Source organism: Pseudomonas shirazica, from assembly GCF_015168335.1.
Taxonomy (GTDB): Bacteria; Pseudomonadota; Gammaproteobacteria; order Pseudomonadales; family Pseudomonadaceae; genus Aquipseudomonas; species Aquipseudomonas asiatica.
In genome coordinates this window covers 4,729,627-4,752,151 of record NZ_CP063456.1, presented here as the reverse complement: position 1 = coordinate 4,752,151, position 22,525 = coordinate 4,729,627, and the positions used below count along the sequence as shown (strand labels likewise).

The 22,525-nt window shown below is 60.4% G+C and carries 24 protein-coding genes; 22 read left to right on the top strand and 2 right to left on the bottom strand.

Translation table 11 applies throughout. The features are described 5' to 3' along the window. The first annotated feature begins 117 nt into the window (after window positions 1-117). The 15 genes from rpsH (at window position 118) to bfr (ending at window position 9,241) form a co-directional block, all read left to right on the top strand. Complete coding sequence (rpsH, locus tag IMX18_RS21975) at window positions 118-510, top strand: 30S ribosomal protein S8 (RefSeq protein WP_009681971.1); 393 nt, start codon at window positions 118-120, stop codon at window positions 508-510. Between the two features lie 12 nt (window positions 511-522). Beyond that, window positions 523-1,056 (top strand): 50S ribosomal protein L6, encoded by a 534-nt coding sequence (gene rplF, locus IMX18_RS21970; protein ID WP_009681972.1) that lies wholly within the window; start codon window positions 523-525, stop codon window positions 1,054-1,056. Between the two features lie 10 nt (window positions 1,057-1,066). After that, the gene (rplR, locus tag IMX18_RS21965) at window positions 1,067-1,417 is read left to right on the top strand and encodes a 50S ribosomal protein L18 (RefSeq protein ID WP_009397496.1); all 351 of its coding nucleotides are present in this window, start codon (window positions 1,067-1,069) and stop codon (window positions 1,415-1,417) included. A 3-nt stretch (window positions 1,418-1,420) separates the two neighbouring features. Beyond that, window positions 1,421-1,921, top strand: a complete 501-nt coding sequence (gene rpsE / locus IMX18_RS21960) for a 30S ribosomal protein S5 (RefSeq protein WP_003255465.1) — start codon at window positions 1,421-1,423, stop codon at window positions 1,919-1,921. A 2-nt stretch (window positions 1,922-1,923) separates the two neighbouring features. Further along, window positions 1,924-2,100, top strand: a complete 177-nt coding sequence (rpmD, locus tag IMX18_RS21955; RefSeq protein WP_003255463.1) for a 50S ribosomal protein L30 — start codon at window positions 1,924-1,926, stop codon at window positions 2,098-2,100. A gap of 3 nt (window positions 2,101-2,103) precedes the next feature. Further along, the gene (gene rplO, locus IMX18_RS21950) at window positions 2,104-2,538 is read left to right on the top strand and encodes a 50S ribosomal protein L15 (RefSeq protein WP_003257107.1); all 435 of its coding nucleotides are present in this window, start codon (window positions 2,104-2,106) and stop codon (window positions 2,536-2,538) included. Further along, window positions 2,539-3,870 carry a preprotein translocase subunit SecY gene (gene secY, locus IMX18_RS21945; protein ID WP_003257108.1) on the top strand — a complete coding sequence of 444 codons (1,332 nt, stop codon included), beginning with the start codon at window positions 2,539-2,541 and terminating at the stop codon, window positions 3,868-3,870. Between the two features lie 28 nt (window positions 3,871-3,898). After that, a complete protein-coding gene (gene rpmJ, locus IMX18_RS21940) occupies window positions 3,899-4,015 on the top strand; it encodes a 50S ribosomal protein L36 (RefSeq protein ID WP_002555468.1) in 117 nt (38 codons plus the stop codon). Between the two features lie 131 nt (window positions 4,016-4,146). Next, the gene (gene rpsM, locus IMX18_RS21935) at window positions 4,147-4,503 is read left to right on the top strand and encodes a 30S ribosomal protein S13 (protein WP_003257112.1); all 357 of its coding nucleotides are present in this window, start codon (window positions 4,147-4,149) and stop codon (window positions 4,501-4,503) included. A gap of 18 nt (window positions 4,504-4,521) precedes the next feature. Next, window positions 4,522-4,911: a 30S ribosomal protein S11 gene (rpsK, locus tag IMX18_RS21930; RefSeq protein ID WP_003255454.1), complete on the top strand. Its 390-nt coding sequence runs from the start codon at window positions 4,522-4,524 to the stop codon at window positions 4,909-4,911. Window positions 4,912-4,926: 15 nt separating this feature from the next. Beyond that, a complete protein-coding gene (gene rpsD, locus IMX18_RS21925) occupies window positions 4,927-5,547 on the top strand; it encodes a 30S ribosomal protein S4 (RefSeq protein ID WP_003257114.1) in 621 nt (206 codons plus the stop codon). Between the two features lie 22 nt (window positions 5,548-5,569). Further along, window positions 5,570-6,571: a DNA-directed RNA polymerase subunit alpha gene (locus IMX18_RS21920; RefSeq protein ID WP_003255452.1), complete on the top strand. Its 1,002-nt coding sequence runs from the start codon at window positions 5,570-5,572 to the stop codon at window positions 6,569-6,571. A gap of 42 nt (window positions 6,572-6,613) precedes the next feature. Then, on the top strand, window positions 6,614-7,000 hold the full coding sequence (rplQ, locus tag IMX18_RS21915) for a 50S ribosomal protein L17 (protein WP_003255451.1): 387 nt from the start codon (window positions 6,614-6,616) through the stop codon (window positions 6,998-7,000). 172 nt (window positions 7,001-7,172) lie between these two features. Then, window positions 7,173-8,612 carry a catalase gene (locus IMX18_RS21910; RefSeq protein WP_217190814.1) on the top strand — a complete coding sequence of 480 codons (1,440 nt, stop codon included), beginning with the start codon at window positions 7,173-7,175 and terminating at the stop codon, window positions 8,610-8,612. Between the two features lie 164 nt (window positions 8,613-8,776). Then, window positions 8,777-9,241, top strand: coding sequence for a bacterioferritin (bfr, locus tag IMX18_RS21905; RefSeq protein ID WP_003257116.1), 465 nt, complete (start codon window positions 8,777-8,779; stop codon window positions 9,239-9,241). A gap of 136 nt (window positions 9,242-9,377) precedes the next feature. On the opposite strand, the gene uvrA is transcribed toward bfr, so the two are convergent. Beyond that, entirely contained in the window at window positions 9,378-12,212 is a 2,835-nt protein-coding gene (gene uvrA / locus IMX18_RS21900) for an excinuclease ABC subunit UvrA (protein WP_013970642.1), read from the bottom strand. 129 nt (window positions 12,213-12,341) lie between these two features. Here uvrA and IMX18_RS21895 point away from each other — a divergent pair, with 129 nt between their 5' ends. Continuing rightward, window positions 12,342-13,736 (top strand): MFS transporter, encoded by a 1,395-nt coding sequence (locus IMX18_RS21895; protein ID WP_015268752.1) that lies wholly within the window; start codon window positions 12,342-12,344, stop codon window positions 13,734-13,736. Between the two features lie 9 nt (window positions 13,737-13,745). Then, window positions 13,746-14,288 carry a single-stranded DNA-binding protein gene (locus tag IMX18_RS21890; RefSeq protein WP_013970644.1) on the top strand — a complete coding sequence of 181 codons (543 nt, stop codon included), beginning with the start codon at window positions 13,746-13,748 and terminating at the stop codon, window positions 14,286-14,288. Window positions 14,289-14,431: 143 nt separating this feature from the next. Here IMX18_RS21890 and IMX18_RS21885 read toward each other — a convergent pair whose 3' ends face one another. After that, window positions 14,432-15,814 (bottom strand): aminotransferase-like domain-containing protein, encoded by a 1,383-nt coding sequence (locus IMX18_RS21885; protein ID WP_100413300.1) that lies wholly within the window; start codon window positions 15,812-15,814, stop codon window positions 14,432-14,434. 199 nt (window positions 15,815-16,013) lie between these two features. On the opposite strand from IMX18_RS21885, the gene IMX18_RS21880 reads away from it, so the two are divergent. From IMX18_RS21880 to IMX18_RS21860, 5 genes are all read left to right on the top strand, one after another. Continuing rightward, window positions 16,014-16,799, top strand: a complete 786-nt coding sequence (locus tag IMX18_RS21880) for a sulfite exporter TauE/SafE family protein (RefSeq protein ID WP_043935263.1) — start codon at window positions 16,014-16,016, stop codon at window positions 16,797-16,799. A gap of 21 nt (window positions 16,800-16,820) precedes the next feature. After that, entirely contained in the window at window positions 16,821-17,582 is a 762-nt protein-coding gene (locus tag IMX18_RS21875) for an SDR family NAD(P)-dependent oxidoreductase (protein ID WP_015268755.1), read from the top strand. A 271-nt stretch (window positions 17,583-17,853) separates the two neighbouring features. Next, window positions 17,854-20,922, top strand: a complete 3,069-nt coding sequence (fdnG, locus tag IMX18_RS21870; protein ID WP_137108957.1) for a formate dehydrogenase-N subunit alpha — start codon at window positions 17,854-17,856, stop codon at window positions 20,920-20,922. After that, entirely contained in the window at window positions 20,922-21,872 is a 951-nt protein-coding gene (gene fdxH, locus IMX18_RS21865; RefSeq protein ID WP_054572947.1) for a formate dehydrogenase subunit beta, read from the top strand. Before fdnG ends, fdxH begins: the two co-directional genes overlap by 1 nt. Next, window positions 21,869-22,525 carry a formate dehydrogenase subunit gamma gene (locus tag IMX18_RS21860; protein WP_100413299.1) on the top strand — a complete coding sequence of 219 codons (657 nt, stop codon included), beginning with the start codon at window positions 21,869-21,871 and terminating at the stop codon, window positions 22,523-22,525. Before fdxH ends, IMX18_RS21860 begins: the two co-directional genes overlap by 4 nt.

Sequence of the window (22,525 nt, the reverse complement as noted above, 5' to 3'; positions counted from 1 at the left end):
TTTCTACCTTGTGTCTAGAATGACCGGCTCACCTGAGCCTGGGTTTTTTGCCCTGTCCGCTCGGGTGGTTGTGATAGCCGCAAGGCTAATAATTCTTGTATCAGGAGCATCTAGCCCATGAGTATGCAGGACCCGTTAGCGGACATGCTAACTCGCATCCGTAATGCCCAGATGGCTGAAAAGTCCGTCGTAAGCATGCCTTCCTCCACCCTGAAGGTCGCGGTTGCCAAAGTTCTGAAAGACGAAGGTTACATCGCCGGCTACCAGGTAACTGGTGAGGCCAAGCCTTCCCTGTCGATCGAACTGAAGTACTTCGAAGGCCGTCCGGTCATCGAGGAACTGAAGCGCTCCAGCCGTCCAGGCCTGCGCCAGTACAAGTCCGTCGCAGAACTGCCGAAAGTACGTGGCGGTCTGGGCGTGTCTATCGTCTCCACCAACAAAGGTGTGATGACTGATCGCGCTGCGCGCGCTGCCGGTGTCGGCGGCGAAGTTCTGTGCACAGTGTTCTAAGGGGAGATAGGCATGTCTCGCGTCGCTAAGAACCCCGTTAAGCTGCCAGCAGGCGTCGAAGTCAAATTCGCCGGTCAGCAGCTTTCGGTGAAGGGTGCCAAAGGCACTCTCGAACTGAACGTTCACTCGTCTGTTGAAGTTACCGAAGAGTCTGGCGAGCTGCGTTTCGTCGCTCGTAACGGTGACCAGCAAGCTCGCGCCATGGCCGGTACCACCCGCGCTCTGGTGAACAACATGGTCCAGGGCGTAAGCCAAGGCTTCGAGCGCAAGCTCCAGCTGGTCGGTGTTGGTTACAAGGCACAGGCCAAGGGCACCGTCCTGAACCTGGCCCTGGGCTTCTCGCACCCAGTGGACTACGAACTGCCAGCCGGTATCACCGCTGAAACCCCAAGCCAGACCGACATCCTGATCAAGGGTATCGACAAGCAGCTGGTGGGTCAGGTGGCCGCTGAAATCCGCGACTTCCGTCCGCCAGAGCCTTACAAAGGCAAGGGTGTGCGTTACGCGGACGAAGTAGTCCGTCGTAAAGAAGCCAAGAAGAAGTAGGGCCTAGCAAATGACCGACAAAAAAGTTACTCGACTGCGTCGCGCTCGCAAAGCACGTCTCAAGATGCACGAACTCGAAGTCGTGCGCCTGTGCGTGTTCCGCTCCTCGCAGCACATCTACGCCCAGGTCATTTCGGCCGACGGCAGCAAGGTTCTGGCAAGCGCCTCGACCTTGGACAAAGAACTGCGTGATGGCGCCACTGGCAACATCGACGCGGCCACTAAGGTTGGCAAGCTGGTAGCTGAGCGTGCGAAAGCCGCCGGTGTATCTCAAGTTGCCTTTGACCGTTCCGGCTTCAAGTACCATGGCCGCGTCAAAGCGCTGGCCGATGCTGCTCGTGAAGGCGGGCTGGAGTTCTAAGTTATGGCAAATAACGATCAAAAGCGCGACGAAGGCTACATCGAGAAGCTGGTTCAAGTTAACCGCGTTGCCAAAACCGTAAAAGGCGGCCGTATCTTCACCTTCACCGCGCTGACCGTGGTAGGTGATGGTAAGGGCCGTGTTGGCTTCGGCCGTGGCAAATCGCGCGAAGTACCTGCCGCGATCCAGAAAGCCATGGAAGCTGCTCGCCGCAACATGATCCAGGTTGACCTGAAGGGCACCACCCTGCAGTACGCCACCAAGGCTGCCCACGGCGCCTCGAAGGTTTACATGCAGCCTGCCTCGGAAGGTACCGGTATCATCGCCGGTGGCGCAATGCGTGCTGTCCTGGAAGTTGCTGGTGTTCAGAACGTTCTGGCCAAGTGCTACGGTTCGACCAACCCTGTGAACGTGGTTTACGCCACCTTCAAGGGTCTGAAAGCCATGCAATCTCCTGAATCCATTGCTGCCAAGCGCGGCAAGAGCGTCGAGGAGATCTTCTGATCATGGCAACCGTAAAAGTAACGCTGATCAAGAGCGTCTCGGGCCGTCTGCCTAACCACAAGCTGTGCGTTAAGGGCCTGGGTCTGCGTCGCATCGGTCACACTGTAGAAGTCCAGGATACTCCCGAAAACCGCGGGATGATCAACAAGGCTTACTACATGCTGAAGGTCGAGGGTTAATCGATGAAACTCAATGATCTGAGTCCAGCGCCGGGTTCCCGTCGCGAGAAGCATCGTCCAGGTCGTGGTATCGGTAGCGGTCTGGGCAAGACCGGCGGCCGTGGCCACAAAGGTCAGACTTCCCGTTCGGGTGGTTCGATCGCTCCTGGCTTCGAAGGCGGTCAACAGCCGCTGCACCGTCGTCTGCCGAAGTTCGGCTTCGTTTCCCTGAAAGCCATGGACCGCGCCGAAGTGCGTCTGTCCGAGCTGGCCAAGGTGGAAGGCGACGTGATCTCCGTGCAATCCCTGAAGGATGCCAACGTGATCGGCCAGAACGTACAGCGCGTGAAAATCATGCTGTCTGGCGAAGTCACTCGCGCAGTCACCATCAAGGGTATCGCAGCCACCAAGGGTGCGCGTGCGGCTATCGAAGCAGCTGGCGGCAAGTTCGAGGAATAAATGGCTAAGCAAGGTGCTCTCTCTTCGCTCGGTAAGGGCGGGATGTCGGAACTCTGGGCTCGTCTGCGCTTTCTGTTTATGGCGATCATCGTCTATCGGATAGGTGCGCATATCCCGGTTCCTGGCATCAATCCAGACCGTCTGGCGGATCTGTTTCGGCAGAATGAGGGGACCATTCTTAGCTTGTTCAACATGTTTTCCGGTGGCGCGCTTGAGCGCATGAGCATCTTTGCACTGGGGATCATGCCGTACATCTCGGCATCGATCATCATGCAGCTGATGACGGCGGTCAGCCCGCAACTGGAACAGTTGAAGAAGGAAGGTGAAGCTGGCCGTCGCAAGATCAGCCAGTACACCCGCTACGGCACCGTTATCCTGGCACTGGTTCAAGCCATTGGCATGTCCATTGGCCTGGCCAACCAGGGCGTTGCGTTTTCTGTAGGCCTGGGCTTCCATGTCGTTGCCGTCTCCACCTTCGTGGCAGGCGCGATGTTCATGATGTGGCTGGGCGAGCAGATCACCGAGCGCGGTGTGGGCAACGGTATCTCGATGTTGATCTTCGCGGGTATCGTTGCCGGTCTTCCGAGAGCAATCGGGCAGTCTTTCGAGTCTGCGCGCACAGGCGATATCAACATTTTCGCCCTGGTCGCTATCGGTTTGCTGGCAGTAGCGATTATCGGTTTTGTGGTGTTCATTGAGCGTGGTCAGCGTCGTATCGCCGTTCACTACGCCAAGCGTCAGCAGGGCCGCAAGGTCTTCGCTGCGCAGACCAGCCACTTGCCGCTGAAGGTGAACATGGCGGGGGTTATCCCGGCCATTTTCGCGAGCAGCATTCTGCTGTTCCCGGCTTCGCTGGGTGCCTGGTTCGGTCAGTCCGAAGGTATGGGCTGGCTGCAGGACATCTCGCAGTCGATCGCTCCTGGTCAGCCGTTGAACATTCTGCTGTTTAGTGCAGGGATCATTTTCTTCTGCTTCTTCTACACAGCGCTGATGTTCAACCCGAAAGACGTAGCGGAAAACCTGAAGAAGTCCGGTGCCTTTATTCCGGGTATCCGTCCTGGTGAGCAGTCGGCACGCTACATTGATGGCGTTCTGACCCGTCTGACCATGTTCGGTGCTCTTTACATGATGGCCGTCTGCCTTCTGCCCCAGTTCCTGGTGGTGGCAGCAAATGTGCCGTTCTACCTTGGCGGGACCTCGTTGCTGATTGTGGTAGTGGTTGTGATGGACTTCATGTCCCAAGTACAATCGCACCTCGTTTCGCACCAGTACGAATCCCTGATGAAGAAAGCCAACCTGAAAGGCTACGGTGGCAGCGGTCTGCTGCGCTGATACGCCCCTAAGGTTCGAGGAGTCGGTAATGAAAGTTCGTGCATCGGTGAAAAAGCTGTGCCGTAACTGCAAGATCATCCGTCGCGAAGGCGTCGTACGAGTGATCTGCAGCGCGGAACCGCGTCACAAACAGCGCCAAGGCTGAGTGTGATCTGCGCTTCAAACCCAGCAGCTAGTGTGCTGCTGGGTTGATTATTCGTTTCTACAGCGATATTATCTCGCGCCCTATTTCTTGGCTTCCGGGGCGTAGGTAGCTGTCAATTGGAGTCCCACTGAATGGCCCGTATTGCAGGCGTCAACATTCCAGATAACAAGCATGCTGTTATCTCGCTGACCTACATCTATGGTGTCGGTCGCACTACTGCACAGAAGATCTGTGCAGACGCTGGTGTAAACCCAGCCGCTAAGATCAAGGATCTGAGCGACGAGCAAATCGAAACCCTGCGTGGCGAAGTCGCGAAGTTCACCACCGAAGGTGACCTGCGTCGTGACATCAACATGAAGATCAAGCGCTTGATGGACCTGGGTTGCTACCGCGGCCTGCGTCATCGTAAAGGTCTGCCGGTTCGCGGTCAGCGCACCAAGACCAACGCACGCACCCGTAAGGGCCCGCGTAAGCCGATCCGCAAGTAATCGCCCAGGAATATAGACATGGCAAAACCTGCTGCTCGTCCTCGTAAGAAAGTCAAAAAGACAGTGGTTGATGGCATCGCCCACATCCATGCCTCTTTCAACAACACCATCGTGACCATCACCGACCGTCAGGGCAACGCTTTGTCCTGGGCGACCTCCGGTGGTTCGGGTTTCCGTGGTTCGCGCAAATCCACCCCGTTCGCAGCACAGATCGCTGCTGAGCGTGCTGGTCAAGCTGCGCTGGAATACGGTCTGAAGAACCTCGACGTAAACGTCAAGGGTCCAGGTCCAGGTCGTGAGTCCGCCGTTCGTGCACTGAACAGCTGCGGCTACAAGATCGCCAGCATCACCGACGTGACGCCAATCCCGCACAACGGGTGCCGTCCGCCGAAGAAGCGTCGCGTGTAATCAGGAGACAGATAAATGGCACGTTACATTGGTCCAAAATGCAAACTGTCTCGTCGTGAAGGCACTGACCTGTTCCTGAAGAGCGGCGTTCGCGCTCTGGAATCGAAGTGCAACATCGAAGCAGCCCCAGGTATCCACGGCCAGCGCCGTGGCCGTCAGTCCGACTACGGTACCCAGCTGCGCGAGAAGCAAAAAGTTCGTCGTATCTACGGTGTTCTGGAGCGTCAGTTCCGCGGTTACTACCAGGCTGCAGCCTCGAAAAAAGGCGCAACCGGTGAGAACCTGCTGCAACTGCTCGAGTGCCGTCTGGATAACGTCGTCTACCGTATGGGCTTCGGCTCGACTCGTTCCGAGTCCCGTCAGCTGGTTTCGCACAAAGCGATCAGCGTCAACGGTAAGACTGTAAACATTCCATCCTACCAAGTTCGTCCGGGTGACGTGGTCGCGGTTCGCGAGAAGTCGCTGAACCAGCTGCGCATTGTTCAAGCCCTTGAACTGTGCGCCCAGCGTGGCCGCGTTGAGTGGGTTGACGTGGATGCTGCTAAAAAGTCGGGCGTTTTCAAGAACGTTCCTGCTCGCAGCGACCTGTCTGCCGACATCAACGAGAACCTGATTGTCGAGCTCTACTCCAAGTAAGGGCTAGAAAATAGGTGCATCCATGCAGATTTCGGTAAATGAGTTCCTGACTCCCCGCCACATTGATGTGCAGGTAGTCAGTCCGACCCGCGCCAAGATTACGCTCGAGCCTCTCGAGCGTGGTTTCGGCCATACCCTGGGCAACGCGCTGCGCCGCATCCTGTTGTCCTCCATGCCTGGCTGTGCAGTAGTCGAGGCCGAGATCGACGGCGTACTCCACGAGTACTCCGCGATCGAAGGTGTTCAGGAAGATGTCATTGAAATCCTGTTGAACCTGAAAGGCCTGGCTATCAAACTGCACGGTCGTGACGAAGTTACGCTGACCTTGTCGAAAAAGGGTTCGGGGGTGGTTACCGCTGCCGATATTCAGCTGGATCACGATGTCGAGATCGTCAACCCCGATCACGTAATCGCGAACCTGGCGTCGAACGGCGCCCTGAACATGAAGCTCACTGTAGCTCGTGGTCGTGGTTACGAGCCGGCCGACTCCCGTCAAACCGACGAAGACGAAAGCCGTAGCATTGGCCGTCTGCAGTTGGACGCTTCGTTCAGCCCGGTGCGTCGTATCGCCTATGTGGTCGAGAACGCCCGTGTTGAACAGCGTACCAACCTGGACAAGCTGGTCATTGATCTGGAAACCAACGGCACCCTGGATCCTGAAGAGGCTATCCGCCGCGCTGCGACCATCCTGCAACAGCAGCTGGCCGCGTTCGTCGACCTCAAAGGTGACAGCGAGCCTGTCGTAGTCGAGCAGGAAGACGAGATCGATCCGATCCTGCTGCGTCCTGTTGACGACCTGGAACTGACTGTACGTTCGGCCAACTGCCTCAAGGCGGAGAACATCTACTACATCGGCGACCTGATTCAGCGTACCGAAGTAGAGCTGTTGAAGACTCCTAACCTGGGCAAGAAGTCCCTGACTGAAATCAAGGACGTCCTGGCCTCTCGTGGTCTGTCTCTCGGCATGCGCCTCGACAACTGGCCGCCTGCAAGTCTTAAGAAAGACGACAAGGCGACCGCCTGATCGTCGTAATCACCGAACGTAGTGTTTGGTAAGGAATGAATCATGCGTCATCGTAAAAGTGGACGTCACCTGAGCCGTACCAGCTCTCACCGCAAGGCTATGTTCCAGAACATGGCAGTGTCGCTGATCGAGCACGAGCTGATCAAAACCACCCTGCCGAAAGCCAAGGAACTGCGCCGCGTTGCCGAGCCGCTGATCACCCTGGCCAAGGAAGACAGCGTAGCTAACCGCCGTCTGGCCTTCGATCGTACCCGTTCGAAGTCCGCTGTTGGCAAGCTGTTCAACGACCTGGGCAAGCGTTACGCCACCCGTCAGGGCGGCTACCTGCGCATCCTGAAGTGCGGTTTCCGCGCTGGCGACAACGCTCCTATGGCGTACGTCGAGCTGGTTGATCGTCCGGTCGGCGGTGCTGTAGAAGCTGCTGAGTAAGACGTTCTGTCTGCTACAAAGAACCGGGCCTAGTGCCCGGTTTTTTGTTTCAAGATGTATTGTTTATTTCTATTGATTCAAGTCATGTAATGCATTTGTTCTTGTAACCTTGCTCGTCAATACTCTCTCCAGAGCCGATTAGCCGGCGCTTGAAGACCGATAAGGAGAGCCCATGAGCAAGATTCTCACCACCGCCAGCGGTGCACCTGTAGCAGACAACCAGAATTCCCGTTCCGCCGGCCCGCGCGGCCCGCTGCTGCTCGACGACTTCCACCTGATCGAGAAGCTCGCCCACTTCAATCGCGAGAACATTCCTGAGCGCCGCGTACACGCAAAAGGCTCGGGCGCCTACGGCACCTTTACCGTCACCCGCGATATCACCGGTTACACCAGTGCCAAGTTGTTTGAACAGGTTGGCAAGCAGACCGAAACCTTCCTGCGCTTCTCCACCGTTGGTGGTGAGCGTGGCTCCGCTGATACCGAGCGCGATCCCCGTGGTTTTGCCGTCAAGTTCTACACCGAGGAAGGTAACTGGGACATCGTCGGCAACAACACGCCGGTGTTCTTCATCCGTGACCCACTGAAGTTCCCGGACTTTATCCACACCCAGAAGCGTCACCCACAATCCAACCTGAAGAACGCTCAGATGATGTGGGACTTCTGGTCACACTCTCCCGAGGCGCTGCATCAGGTCACCATTCTGTTCTCCGATCGCGGCATTCCGGACGGCTACCGCCACATGCACGGCTTCGGTAGCCATACCTACAGCCTGATCAATGCCAAGGGTGAACGCACCTGGGTCAAATGGCACTTCAAGACCCAGCAAGGCATCAAGAACCTCGCACCGGCAGATGCTGCGCGCCTGGCAGGTACTGACCCGGACTACGCCCAGCGCGACCTGTTCGAAGCCATCGAGCGGGGCGATTACCCACGCTGGACCGTATGCATCCAGGTGATGAGCGAGGCCGAGGCTGCCAGCCGCGACGAAAACCCCTTCGACGTGACCAAGACCTGGTCGCAGAAGGTCTACCCGCTGATTGAAGTGGGCGTGCTGGAGCTCAACCGTAACCCGCTCAACTACTTTGCCGAGGTCGAGCAGGCTGCGTTTGGCCCGAGCAACATGGTGCCGGGTGTTGGCCTGTCGCCGGACCGCATGCTGCAAGGGCGGGTATTCGCCTACGCCGACGCGCACCGCTACCGGGTGGGCACCAACCATCAGCAACTGCCGGTGAACGCACCACGCTGCCCGGTCAACAGCTACCAGCGTGATGGTTCCATGGCCACTGCTACTTACGGCAGCGCGCCGAACTATGAGCCCAACAGCTACAGCGATGCGCCGAAGCAGTCGCCAAGCCACGCCGAGCCTGCACTGGCCCTGAATGGTTCGGCAGACCGCTACGACCACCGCGAGGACACCGACTACTACAGCCACACCGGCGCGCTGTTCCGCCTGATGAACGATGAGCAGAAAGCCCTGCTGATAAACAACATTGCCGGCACCATGGCAGGCGTCAGCGAAGACGTGATCCGGCGTCAGCTGCAATACTTCTTCAAGGCCGATCCGGCCTATGGCGAAGGGGTTGCCAAGGCCTTGGGCATCAATCTCGCCTAAGTCGAAGTGATAAGAAGAACCGCCCTCATTTGGGCGGTTTTTCAATGAATATCACTACTGTTTAACCGATTTTTTGCTTCTAATTGCGCGGTTTTTCAGTGACCGCAGGCAAAAGCTGGTTCACACTATATGGCATAGACGTTTTCACATGGAGAAGCAGGGCGATGCAAGGTCACCCGGACGTAATCAACTACCTCGTTACGCTGCTGAAGGGCGAACTGGCGGCTCGCGACCAGTACTTCATTCACTCGCGTATGTACGAAGACTGGGGCCTGTCCAAGCTCTACGAGCGCATCAACCACGAAATGGAAGAAGAGACGCAGCACGCCGATGCCCTGATGCGTCGCATCCTCATGCTCGAAGGCACCCCTGACATGCGCGCGGATGACCTGGAAGTGGGCAGCACCGTGCCGGAAATGATCGAGGCCGACCTCAAGCTCGAGTACAAGGTACGCGGCGCGCTGTGCAAAGGCATCGAACTGTGCGAACTGCACAAGGACTACATCAGCCGCGATATCCTGCGCGCACAGTTGGCTGATACCGAAGAAGATCACACCTACTGGCTGGAGAAGCAGCAGGGGCTGATCAAGGCCATTGGCCTGGAGAATTACCTGCAGTCGCAGATGTAAAAGCCTGGGGCTGCTTTGCAGCCCTATCGCGACACAAGGCCGCTCCTACATTTGATCGCGTCAATCCAGAGATTACGCGATCGCCTGTAGGAGCGGCCTTGTGTCGCGAAAGGGGCGCAAAGCGCCCCCCGAGGCCTTACGCCCGATCCCGCTCCAGCAACGGTTTCAGGTAGTGCCCGGTATACGACTGCTTCATCGTACTCAGTTCTTCCGGCGTACCGCAGGCGATGATCTGCCCGCCTTTCGAGCCACCCTCCGGCCCCAGATCCACCAGCCAATCCGCGGTCTTGATCACATCCAGGTTGTGCTCGATCACCACCACGGTATTGCCGTGGTCGCGCAGGCGATGCAGCACGTCCAGCAACTGCTGAATATCGGCAAAGTGCAGGCCCGTGGTCGGCTCGTCGAGGATGTACAGGGTCTTGCCGGTGTCACGCTTGGACAGTTCGCGCGACAGCTTCACTCGCTGTGCCTCACCGCCCGACAGCGTGGTCGCCGACTGGCCCAGCTTGATGTATGACAGCCCCACATCCATCAACGTCTGCAGCTTGCGCGCCAGCGCCGGCACTGCGTCGAAGAACTCGCGGGCATCCTCGATGGTCATTTCCAGCACCTCGTGGATGTTCTTGCCCTTGTACTTGATCTCCAGGGTTTCGCGGTTGTAGCGCTTGCTCTTGCACACGTCGCACGGCACATAGATGTCCGGCAGGAAGTGCATCTCCACCTTGATCAGGCCATCGCCCTGGCAGGCCTCGCAACGGCCTCCCTTGACGTTGAACGAGAAACGCCCCGGACCATAGCCGCGCGAACGCGATTCCGGCACACCGGAGAACAGCTCGCGGATCGGCGTGAAGATGCCGGTGTAGGTCGCCGGGTTCGAGCGAGGGGTGCGGCCGATCGGGCTCTGGTCGATGTCCACTACCTTGTCCAGGTGCTGCAGGCCATCCATGCTGGCATGCGGCGCCGCTTCCAGGCTGCTTGAGCCATTCAGGGCGGTCGCGGCCAGTGGGAACAGGGTGTTGTTGATCAATGTCGACTTGCCCGAACCGGACACCCCCGTCACGCAGGTCAGCAGGCCGATCGGGATTTCAAGGTCGACGTTTTGCAGGTTGTTGCCACGCGCGCCCTTGAGCTTGAGTTGCAGCTTCTTGTTGCGCGGCGTGCGCTTGGCCGGCACTACGATCTTCTTTCGCCCTGACAGGTACTTGCCGGTCAGCGAGTCGGGGTGCTCCATGACCTCCTGCGGCGACCCCTCGGCGACGATCTGACCGCCGTGCACGCCGGCCCCAGGGCCGATGTCCACCACGTAGTCGGCCAGGCGAATGGCGTCCTCGTCGTGTTCCACCACGATCACCGTGTTGCCCAGGTCGCGCAGGTGATTGAGGGTGGCCAGCAGGCGGTCGTTGTCACGCTGATGAAGGCCGATGGACGGCTCATCGAGGATGTACATCACTCCCACCAGGCCAGCACCGATCTGGCTGGCCAGGCGGATACGCTGCGCTTCGCCACCGGACAGGGTATCAGCGCTGCGGTCCAGGGTGAGATAGTCGAGACCGACGTTCACCAGGAACTGCAGGCGCTCGCAGATTTCCTTGAGGATCTTCGCCGCAATCTCGCCACGGCGTCCGGTCAGAGTCAGCTCGCCGAAGTAGTTGCTGGCTTCACCGATCGGCAGGTTGGTCACTGCCGGTAGCGTTTTTTCGCCCACCCACACATGCCTTGCCTCACGGCGCAGGCGGGTGCCGCGGCAATCGGGGCACGGCTGGGTGCCGAGGAACTTGGCCAGTTCTTCGCGCACGGTGGCCGACTCGGTCTCGCGGTAGCGACGCTCCAGGTTCGGCACGATGCCTTCGAACGGGTGCGAGCGCTTGACGATGTCGCCACGGTCGTTGAGGTACTTGAAGTCGACGCTCTGCTTGCCGCTGCCCTGCAGGATCACCTTCTGGTGCTCGGCCGAAAGCTGGCCGAATGGTTCCTCCAGGCTGAAGCCATAATGCGCGGCCAGCGAGCCGAGCATCTGGAAGTAGTACACGTTGCGCCGGTCCCAGCCGCGGATCGCGCCTTCGGCCAAGGTGAGCTCGGCATTGACCAGGCGCTTGGTGTCGAAGAACTGCTTCACCCCCAGGCCATCGCAGGTCGGGCAGGCGCCGGCGGGGTTGTTGAAGGAGAACAGCTTCGGCTCCAGCTCGCTGATGGCATGGCCACAGACCGGGCAGGCGAAACGCGCGGAGAAGATCGTCTCTTCGCCGGGCTCGTCATCCATCGGCGCGACCAGGGCTATGCCGTCGGCCAGCTTGAGCGCGGTCTCGAACGACTCGGCCAGGCGCTGTTGCAGGTCGGCGCGGACCTTGAAACGGTCCACCACCACATCGATGCTGTGTTTTTTCTGCTTGTCCAGCTTGGGCAGTTCGTCGAGCTCGTAGAGCTTGCCGTTGACCCGGGCACGCACAAAGCCCTGGGCCCGCAGCTCGTCGAACACCGCCAGGTGCTCGCCCTTGCGCTCGCGCACCACCGGCGCCAGCAGCATCAGCTTGCTGCCTTCCGGTCGCTCCAGCACCAGGTCGACCATCTGGCTGATCGTTTGCGCTTCCAGCGGGATATCGTGATCCGGGCAGCGTGGGGTACCCACGCGAGCGTACAGCAGGCGCAGATAGTCGTAGATTTCGGTGATGGTGCCGACCGTGGAGCGGGGGTTGTGCGAGGTCGACTTCTGCTCGATGGAAATGGCCGGCGACAGGCCTTCGATGGTGTCGACGTCGGGCTTTTCCATCATCGACAGGAACTGCCGGGCGTAGGCCGACAGCGATTCCACATAGCGGCGCTGGCCTTCGGCGTACAGAGTGTCGAACGCCAGGGACGACTTGCCGGAACCGGATAGGCCGGTGATCACGATCAGCTTGTCCCGGGGCAGGGTCAGGTCGATGTTCTTCAGGTTGTGGGTACGTGCCCCACGAATCAGGATCTTGTCCACTGCGGCCTCGCTCGGCGGGCATAAACAAGGAAGTATACGGCGCCCTGCCATTACGCGGCAAAGCGTCGCGTAGATGCCGTCAAGCTGTCGGACTGATAGAATCGCCGCCGGTTCACACGAGGTTAATCCATGCACGACACCCACAACGAGCGTATGAGTGGCGGCGAAACCCGCGCCGCTGGCGGCCTGGCCCTGGTCTTTGCCTTTCGTATGCTGGGCATGTTCATGGTCTTGCCGGTGCTGGCCACCTACGGCATGGACCTGGCCGGTGCCACGCCTGCGCTGATCGGCCTGGCCATTGGTGCCTATGGCCTGACCCAGGCCGTATTGCAGATCCCGTTCGGGATGATTTCCGATCGCATCGGCCGCCGGCCTGTGATTTACCTGGGGCTGGTCATCTTTGCCCTGGGCAGTGTATTGGCGGCCCAGGCCGACTCCATCTGGGGTGTGATTGCCGGGCGTATCCTGCAGGGTGCCGGGGCGATTTCCGCTGCGGTCATGGCGCTGCTGTCCGACCTCACCCGCGAGCAGCACCGGACCAAGGCCATGGCCATGATCGGCATGAGCATCGGCCTTTCGTTTGCCGTCGCCATGGTCGTCGGCCCATTGCTGACTCGTGCCTTTGGCTTGTCAGGATTGTTCCTCGCCACGGCAGGACTTGCCCTGGTCGGCATCCTGCTGATCGCCTTTGTGGTGCCCAATACCCACAGCATCCTGCAGCACCGTGAGTCGGGTGTGGCGCGCCAGGCCATCGGCCCGACCCTGCGCCATCCGGACCTTCTGCGCCTGGATGTGGGCATCTTCATCCTCCACGCCATCCTCATGGCCAGCTTCGTCGCATTGCCACTGGCCTTTGTCGAGCGCGGCGGTCTTCCGAAGGAACAGCACTGGTGGGTGTACCTGACCGCGTTGTTCATCTCATTTTTTGCAATGGTCCCGTTCATCATCTATGGCGAAAAAAAGCGCAAGATGAAACGCGTGCTGGCCGGGGCGGTCAGTGTGTTGCTGCTGGTGGAGGTGTTCTTCTGGCAGTGGGCTGACGGTTTGCGCGGACTGGTGATCGGCACCGTGGTATTCTTTACTGCATTCAACCTGCTGGAGGCATCGCTGCCTTCGCTGGTGAGCAAGGTGTCGCCTGCAGGTGGCAAGGGGACGGCAATGGGGGTCTACTCCACCAGCCAGTTCCTCGGCGCTGCCCTGGGAGGAATCCTCGGTGGCTGGTTGTTCCAGCACGGCGGGCTGAACATGGTGTTCCTCGGTTGTGCGGTACTGTGTGCCATCTGGTTGGTCGTCGCCTTGCGCATGAACGAGCCGCCCTATGTGACCAGCCTGCGCATGCCGCTGACGCCAGAGGCAGTCCGGGAAGCCGGCCTGACCGAGCGCCTGATGGCTGTGCCAGGTGTGACCGACGCCGTCGTGGTGGCGGAAGAAGCCGCCATCTATATCAAACTGGATACGAAAATTTTGGACCGTACGACCCTCGAGCGCCTGGTAAACCCGGCCTCTTCGGCGTGCGAAGCCTAGGAGAACGTTATGGCCCGTGGGGTTAACAAAGTCATTCTGGTCGGCACCTGTGGCCAGGATCCCGAAGTCCGCTACCTGCCCAACGGTAACGCCGTGACCAACCTGAGCCTGGCTACCAGCGAGCAGTGGACCGACAAGCAGTCGGGCCAGAAGGTCGAGCGTACCGAGTGGCACCGTGTGTCGCTGTTCGGCAAGGTTGCCGAAATCGCCGGCGAATATCTGCGCAAAGGTTCGCAGTGCTACATCGAAGGCAAGCTGCAGACCCGCGAGTGGGAAAAAGACGGCATCAAGCGCTACACCACCGAGATCATCGTCGACATCAACGGCACCATGCAGCTGCTCGGCGGCCGCCCGCAGAACCAGCAGCAGGGCGGTGACCCGTACAACCAGGGTGGCGGCAACTACGGTGGCGGCCAGCCGCAGCAGTACAACCAGGCCCCACGCCAGCAGGCCCCGCGCCCGCAACAGGCTCCTCAGCGCCCGGCCCCGCAGCAGCCAGCCCCGCAGCCGGCGGCTGACTTCGACAGCTTCGATGACGATATTCCGTTCTGATCAGAACGGTTAGGCGTCTGGCAAGACCAGAAACCCAGGGCAGTTGCTCTGGGTTTTTTTATGGGCGGTGCCGCGTACCTTTTTGTGGGCGGGCTTGCCCGAGAATGAATTGGTACCGACTGCCACTCCAATAGCGAGCCTGATCAATAGAACAACCGTGGCTCTGGCGAGTCCAGCAGGCTGACCAGCTTGGTCAGGGCAAAGCCCAACTCCTGACGGCTGGGGGCCATCAAGGCGATGCGCACGCCGCAGCTGGCGTGGCTGCGCTCTGGCAGGAACTGGCTGCCACTGACTACAGTGACGCCGTTGTTACGCGCCAGGTTGGCGAATTCGTCGCTGGTCCACGGCTCGGGCAACTCCAGCCAGATGTGGAAGCTGTTGGGCTGGCTGCGGATCTTGTACTTGCCAAGGATCTCCTGGGCCATTTGCTGGCGCGCGGCAGCCTCTTCCTGTTGTTCTCGCACCAACTGGTCGGCCATGCCGCTGTTGATCAGGTTGCTGGCCAGTTGTGCCATCAACGGCGATGGCATCCAGACGCTGCTGCGTACCATCGACGATAGCCGCGAGAGGGTTTGCGGTGGGGCGTACAGGTAACCGATACGCAGCGCCGGCAGCACACTTTTGGACAGGCTGGTGAGATACACCGAACGTTCTGGCGCGTACGCCGCCAGTGGCTGGTAATCCGGTGCGGGTTCAAGGAAGCCGTAGATATCGTCATCGACGATGAACAGGTCGAACTCGCGGGCGATCTCTGCGATGGCCTGGCGCCGTGCGTGGGGCATGATCGAGTTGGTGGGGTTCTGGTGGGTGGTGACACACACCAACAGGGAAGGGCGATGCTCCAGGCAGGCCGCGCGCAATGCCTCGGGAATAAGGCCATGCTCGTCCATGGCCACGCCACGCAGGCGGCGGCCCATGCTGTGGGCCAGGGAGATGATGCCTGGGTAGCAGAACGATTCGCACAGCACCACATCGTCGCTCTTCGACAGGCTGCTTATGGCCACCAATAGTCCATGCTGGGCGCCAGAGGTCAGTACAACTTGTTGCCAGCGCGCGCCAGGCAGCCAGCGCCGAATCCAGTCTGCACCTGCTTGTTTGTGGGAGGTGTGACCACCTTCTGTCACATAGTCGAGTACCTGTCCCAGGTCCGCAGAGGTGGCCAGCTCGCTGATCGCCGCACCCAGCCACTCACTCATGTGGGCGTCGTTGGGTTTGATGATCGAGAGATCGATCTGGCTGCTTTCGCCAGTAGCTGGTGTGTGCACCGACGGGGCGGATAACCGCTGTCGCAACTGCCTGACAAATGTGCCACGGCCTACCTCTCCAACCACCAGGCCGCGCTTGGCGGCTTCGTCGTAGGCTCTTCCAACTGTGCCGGGGGTTACATTCAGTGCCTCGGCAAGGTCTTTGAGGGTGGGCAAACGATCGCCTGCTGCAAGCCGACCACTTTCGATGTCCTGTTCAAGGGCATTAGCGATCATCAGGTAAACCGGCTGGGTTTGATCGCCGTATTGAGGGACCCACATGGAAATGGCACCAGATTCTGCAATTGCGCGCAGCCTAACATGAAAGCCAAGATGCGGGTAATGATGGCAATCTTCGCCATTGAGTCGATTTAATTCGATATTGCATCGATTCAATTGTTGTAATTACAATCATCGCGCTGATTGGGACATGCACATTTGCGTTGTGCTTGGCAGGACACTCCACTGGATGGACTTCGCTATGGAAATTCTGGGCGCTTTCTGGGCGGAACACTGGTTGCTGGCGGTGCTCATGCTTGGGGCTATCGCTTTCGTTGCCGGCTTCGTAGACAGCATTGCCGGTGGCGGCGGGTTGTTCCTGGTGCCGGGCTTTCTGCTGGTCGGCATGCCACCGCAGGTTGCCCTCGGCCAGGAAAAACTGGTCAGTACCGTTGGCACACTGGCAGCCATTCGCAACTTCCTGGCCAACAGCAAGATGGTCTGGCAGGTGGCGCTGGTCGGCGTGCCATTCTCGTTGCTCGGTGCCTACCTGGGAGCGCACCTGATCGTCTCGATCTCCCAGGAAGCTGTGGGCAAGATCATCCTGGCGCTGATCCCCTTCGGCATCCTCATCTTCCTCACCCCCAAGGACCGCCCGGTCGAGGAGCGCGAACTGTCATCGCGCATGCTCTTCACCGTGGTACCGCTGACCTGTCTGGCCATCGGCTTCTACGACGGCTTCTTCGGCCCGGGTACCGGCAGCATGTTCATCATCGCGTTCCACTACCTGCTGCGCATGGACCTGGTCTCCAGCTCGGCCAATTCAAAAACCTTCAACTTCGCATCCAACATCGGCGCTTTGGTGGCCTTCGTCATTGCCGGCAAGGTCGTCTACCTGCTGGCGGTGCCGCTGGTGGCCTGCAACATCCTCGGCAACCACCTTGGCAGTGCACTGGCCCTGCGCAAGGGCAACGAAGTGGTGCGCAAGGCGCTGGTGTTCTCGATGCTCTGCCTGTTCACCAGCCTGGGCGTTAAGTACCTGGCCTGACCCTTCCATAGGAGACAACTGATGAAAACTGCATTCGTAACCGGCGCCTCCTCGGGCTTTGGCCGCGCCATCTGCCGTACCTTGATCGGCAAAGGCTACCGCGTGATCGGTGGCGCCCGGCGCATGGACAAGCTGCAAGCGCTGGCCGCCGAGCTAGGCGTCAATTTCATTCCGCTGGCGCTGGATGTCACCGACCCGGTGTCGCTCGAGAAGGCGGTCGAGCAGATTAGTGATGCGTCACTGCAGGTCGACCTGCTGGTCAATAATGCCGGGCTGGCGCTGGGCGTGGACCGTGCCCAGGCCAGTAGTGCGGAAAACTGGCAGCGGATGATCGACACCAACATCACTGGCCTGGCCATGGTCACCCACAAGATCCTGCCGCAGATGGTGGAAGCTGACAGCGGCATGATCATCAATATCGGCTCGATCGCCGGCACCTATCCCTACCCGGGCGGTAACGTGTATGGCGCCAGCAAGGCCTTCGTTCGCCAGTTCAGCCTCAACCTGCGCGCCGACCTGGCGGGCACCCGCGTGCGAGTGAGCAACATCGAGCCTGGGCTGTGCTCGGGGACCGATTTCTCGGTGGTGCGCCTGAACGGTGATCTGGATGCCGTGCAGGCGCTGTATCGGGACGTGGAGGCCATCCTGCCCGAGGACATCGCGGCCACGGTGGCCTGGATTGCCGAGCAGCCGGCGCATGTGAACATCAATACCATCGAGATCATGCCGGTGGCCCAGAGCAGTGCGGCGCTGAACGTGGTGCGCAACCTGCCGCTTTGCTGATCGGCCGGTGGTGGATGGCCGGGCGTTGCCGGTGTTCGCGGGCACGCCCGCTGCAACAGGAATAGCGCTTTGCTTCGGGCATGTGCAGTAACTGTGGGAGCGGGTTCACCCGCGAATCAGGCAACACAGCGCCTTCAGCTGACCCATGTCATCGCACCTTCTCGATTCTTGGCTAGTCTTAACTGTTGGCGGCCATCAATTGGCCGCCACCGTGACTACCAAGAGGCGCCGGCCATGTTCCGTGCGTCCACCACCTGATCAGGAGTGCACGATGGACCTGAACCGTCGGCAGTTCTTCAAGGTCGCCGCCGTCGGCCTTGGAGGCTCGAGCCTTGCGGCGTTGGGCATGGCCCCGACACCCGCATTCGCCGAGCAGGTGCGTCACTTCAAGCTGGCGCATACCAAGGAAACCCGTAACACCTGCCCTTACTGCTCGGTCGGCTGCGGCCTGATCATGTACAGCCAGGGCGATGCGGGCAAGAACGTCAAACAGAACATCATCCATATCGAAGGTGACGCCGACCACCCAGTCAACCGCGGCACCCTCTGCCCGAAAGGCGCTGGCCTGCTGGACTTCATCCACAGCCCGAGCCGCCTGCAGTACCCCGAGGTACGCAAGCCGGGCAGCAAGGAGTGGGTGCGGGTCAGCTGGGACGAGGCGCTCGATCGCGTTGCCGACCTGATGAAGCAGGACCGCGACGCCAACTTCATCGAAAAGAACGCCCAGGGGCAAACGGTCAACCGCTGGCTCACCACCGGCTTTCTTGCTGCTTCCGCCGCCTCCAGCGAGGCCGGCTACCTGACCCACAAGGTCATCCGCGCAACAGGCATGCTGGGGTTCGATAACCAGGCTCGTGTCTGACATGGCCCGACGGTGGCAAGTCTTGCCCCGACGTACGGCCGTGGCGCCATGACCAACCACTGGTCCGATATCGCCAATGCGAATCTGGTCCTGGTGATGGGTGGCAACGCAGCAGAAGCGCATCCGTGCGGCTTCAAGTGGGTGACCGAGGCCAAGGCGCACAACAAGGCGCGGCTGATCGTGGTCGACCCGCGGTTTACCCGTACCGCTTCGGTGGCCGACTACTACGCACCGATTCGTACCGGTACCGACATCGCCTTCATGGGCGGGTTGATCAATTACTTGCTGAGCAATGACAAGATCCAGCACGAGTACGTGCGCAACTACACCGATGTGTCGTTCATCGTCAAAGAGAACTATGGCTTCGAGGATGGCCTGTTCAGCGGGTACGACGAGGCCAAGCGCGTGTATTCCGACAAGTCCGGCTGGGGTTACGAGCTGGGTGAAGACGGCTTTGCCAAGGTCGACCCGACGCTGCAGCACCCGCGCTGCGTGTTCCAGCTGATGAAGCAGCACTACAGCCGCTATACACCGGAACTGGCAAGCATGACCTGTGGCATGCCGCAGGACGCCATGTTGAAGATCTGGGAAGAGATCGCCACCTGCTCGGTACCGGGCAAGACCATGACGATCCTCTATGCGCTTGGCTGGACGCAGCACTCGATCGGCGCACAGATCATCCGCAGTGCGGCCATGGTGCAGTTGCTGCTGGGCAACGTCGGCATGCCGGGTGGCGGGGTCAATGCCTTACGCGGGCACTCCAACATCCAGGGCCTGACCGACCTCGGCCTGCTGTCCAACTCGTTGCCGGGTTACTTGACCCTTGCCGGCGATGCCGAGCAGGACTATGCCGCCTATATCGACAAGCGCGCCTCCAAGCCACTGCGTCCTGGCCAACTGTCGTACTGGCAGAACTACGGCAAGTTCCATGTCAGCCTGATGAAGGCGTGGTACGGCGCCAATGCCACGGCGGAGAACAACTGGGGCTACGACTGGCTGCCCAAGCTCGATGTGCCGGCCTACGACGTGCTGCGCATGTTCGAGATGATGGGCCAGGGCAAGGTAAACGGCTACATGTGCCAAGGTTTCAACCCGATTGCCGCGCTGCCGGACAAGAACCGTGTCACTGCCGCCCTGAGCAAACTCAAGTGGCTGGTGATCATGGACCCGCTGGCCACCGAGACCTCGGAGTTCTGGCGCAACGCCGGGCCGTTCAACGATGTCGATACGGCCAACATCCAGACCGAAGTGATCCGCCTGCCCACTACCTGCTTTGCCGAGGAAGACGGCTCGCTGGTCAACAGCAGCCGCTGGCTGCAGTGGCACTGGAAGGGCGCCGACGGCCCGGGCGAGACCCGCACCGACGTTCACATCATGAGCGAGCTGTTCCTGCGCCTGCGCCGACGCTACCAGGCCGAAGGCGGCGCCTATCCTGACGCGCTGATGAACATCAACTGGCCATACAAGGTCCCTGAAGAGCCATCCCCGGAGGAGCTGGCCAAGGAAATGAACGGCTGGGCGGTGACGGACGTCACCGATCCGACTGGCGCAGTGCTCAAGGCCGGCCAGCAACTGGCGGGCTTTGGCCAGCTCAAGGACGACGGCAGCACTGCGTCCGGTTGCTGGATCTTCTCCGGCAGCTGGACCGAGCAGGGTAACCAGATGGCTCGCCGTGACAACAGCGACCCGTACGGCATGCACCAAGTGCAGAACTGGGCCTGGGCCTGGCCGGCCAACCGCCGCATCCTCTACAACCGTGCCTCCAGCGACCCGCAAGGCAAGCCGTGGGACCCGGAGAAGAAGCGCCTGGTGTGGTGGAACGGCAAGGCCTGGACCGGGACCGATGTGCCCGACTTCAAGGTCGACTCGCCGCCCGAGGCGGGGATGAACCCGTTCATCATGAACCCCGAAGGCGTGGCGCGGTTCTTCGCCATCGACAAGATGGCCGAAGGCCCGTTCCCCGAGCACTACGAGCCGTTCGAGACGCCGATTGGCATCAACCCGCTGCACCCGCAGAACAAGAAGGCCACCAGTAACCCGGCCGGGCGGGTATTCGACTCGGTGTGGGACACCCTCGGCAAGCACGACGAGTTCCCGTACGCGGCGACCACGTACAGGCTGACCGAGCACTTCCACTTCTGGAGCAAGCATTGCCGGCTCAACGCCATTGCCCAGCCCGAGCAGTTCGTCGAAATCGGCGAGGTGCTGGCCAACGAGAAAGGTATCAAGGCCGGCGACCGGGTGCGGGTATCGAGCAAGCGCGGACACATCGATGCGGTGGCGGTAGTGACCAAGCGGATTCGCCCGCTCCAGGTCAATAACCAGACCGTGCACCAGATCGGCATCCCGCTGCACTGGGGCTTCACCGGGGCTACGCGGCATGGCTACCTGACCAACACCCTGGTGCCTTTCCTGGGTGACGGCAATACCCAGACGCCAGAGTCCAAGTCGTTCCTCGTCAAAGTGGAGAAACTCTGATGGCCAGCCAAGACATCATCGCCCGCTCGGCCACCACCACCGTACCGCCTTCGGTACGCCAGCAGCAGGAAGTCGCCAAGCTGATCGACACCACCAAGTGCATCGGCTGCAAGGCCTGCCAGGTGGCGTGTTCGGAGTGGAACGAACTGCGTGACGAGGTCGGCCACAACCACGGCACCTACGACAACCCCCAGGACCTCACTGCCGAGACCTGGACCCTGATGCGCTTTACCGAGCACGAGCGCGACGACGGCAACCTGGAGTGGCTGATTCGCAAGGATGGCTGCATGCACTGCGCCGAGCCAGGTTGCCTGAAGGCGTGCCCAAGCCCGGGAGCAATCATCAAGCACGCCAACGGCATCGTCGACTTCAACCAGGACCACTGCATCGGTTGTGGGTACTGCATCACCGGTTGCCCGTTCAATATCCCGCGTATTTCGCAGAAGGACCACAAGGCGTACAAGTGCACCCTGTGTTCCGACCGCGTAACCGTGGGCCTGGAGCCGGCCTGCGTGAAAACCTGCCCGACCGGGGCGATCGTGTTCGGCACGAAGGATGAGATGAAGGTGCATGCCGCCGAGCGCGTCGTCGACCTCAAGTCGCGGGGCTACGACAAGGCCGGGCTGTACGACCCGGACGGCGTCGGTGGCACCCACGTGATGTATGTGCTGCACCATGCCGACACACCGAAGCTGTACGCCGGCCTGCCGGACCAGCCGGTGATCAGCCCGCTGGTGGGGCTGTGGAAGGGCTTTACCAAGCCGCTGGCGCTGCTGGCCATGGGGGCTGCGGTGCTGGCCGGGTTCTTCCACTATGTGCGGGTAGGGCCACAGCGGGTGGAGGAGGACGAACACCCGGCACCTGCGGATGAAAGCGTGCACCAGGTGGACCCGTCGGTCCATGTCTATGATCCGACCAAGCCCGGTGGGCAAGGGGAGCAGCGACCATGAACGACAACAAACCCATCCTGCGCTACAACGCCAACGAGCGCAGCAATCACTGGGTCGTCGCGATCCTGTTCATCCTGGCTGGCCTGTCGGGGCTGGCGCTGTTCCATCCGGCGCTGTTCTGGCTCAGCAACCTGTTCGGCGGTGGGCCCTGGACACGCATCCTGCACCCCTTCCTCGGGGTGGCGATGTTCGTGTTCTTCCTCGGCCTGGTGCTGCGTTTCTGGCGCGCTAATTTCATCACTGCCAATGACCGACTGTGGCTGCGCCGGGTGGACCGGGTGATGCTCAACAAGGAGGAGGGTGTGCCACCGATCGGCAAGTACAACGCCGGGCAGAAGCTGTTGTTCTGGACCCTGCTGGTGTGCATGCTGGTTCTGCTGGTCAGCGGCGTGGTGATCTGGCGCGCATACTTCAGCCATTTGTTCGGCATCGAGGTCATTCGCCTGTCTACGCTGCTCCACGCCCTGGCGGCGTTCGTGCTGATCCTCAGCATCATCGTGCACATCTACGCCGGTATCTGGATCAAGGGCTCGATCGGCGCCATGCTGCATGGCTGGGTCAGCCGCGCCTGGGCGCGCAAGCACCATGAGTTGTGGTACCGCGAAGTGACTGGTGACAAGACGCCGGGCAATCACGGACGAAAAGAAGGATGA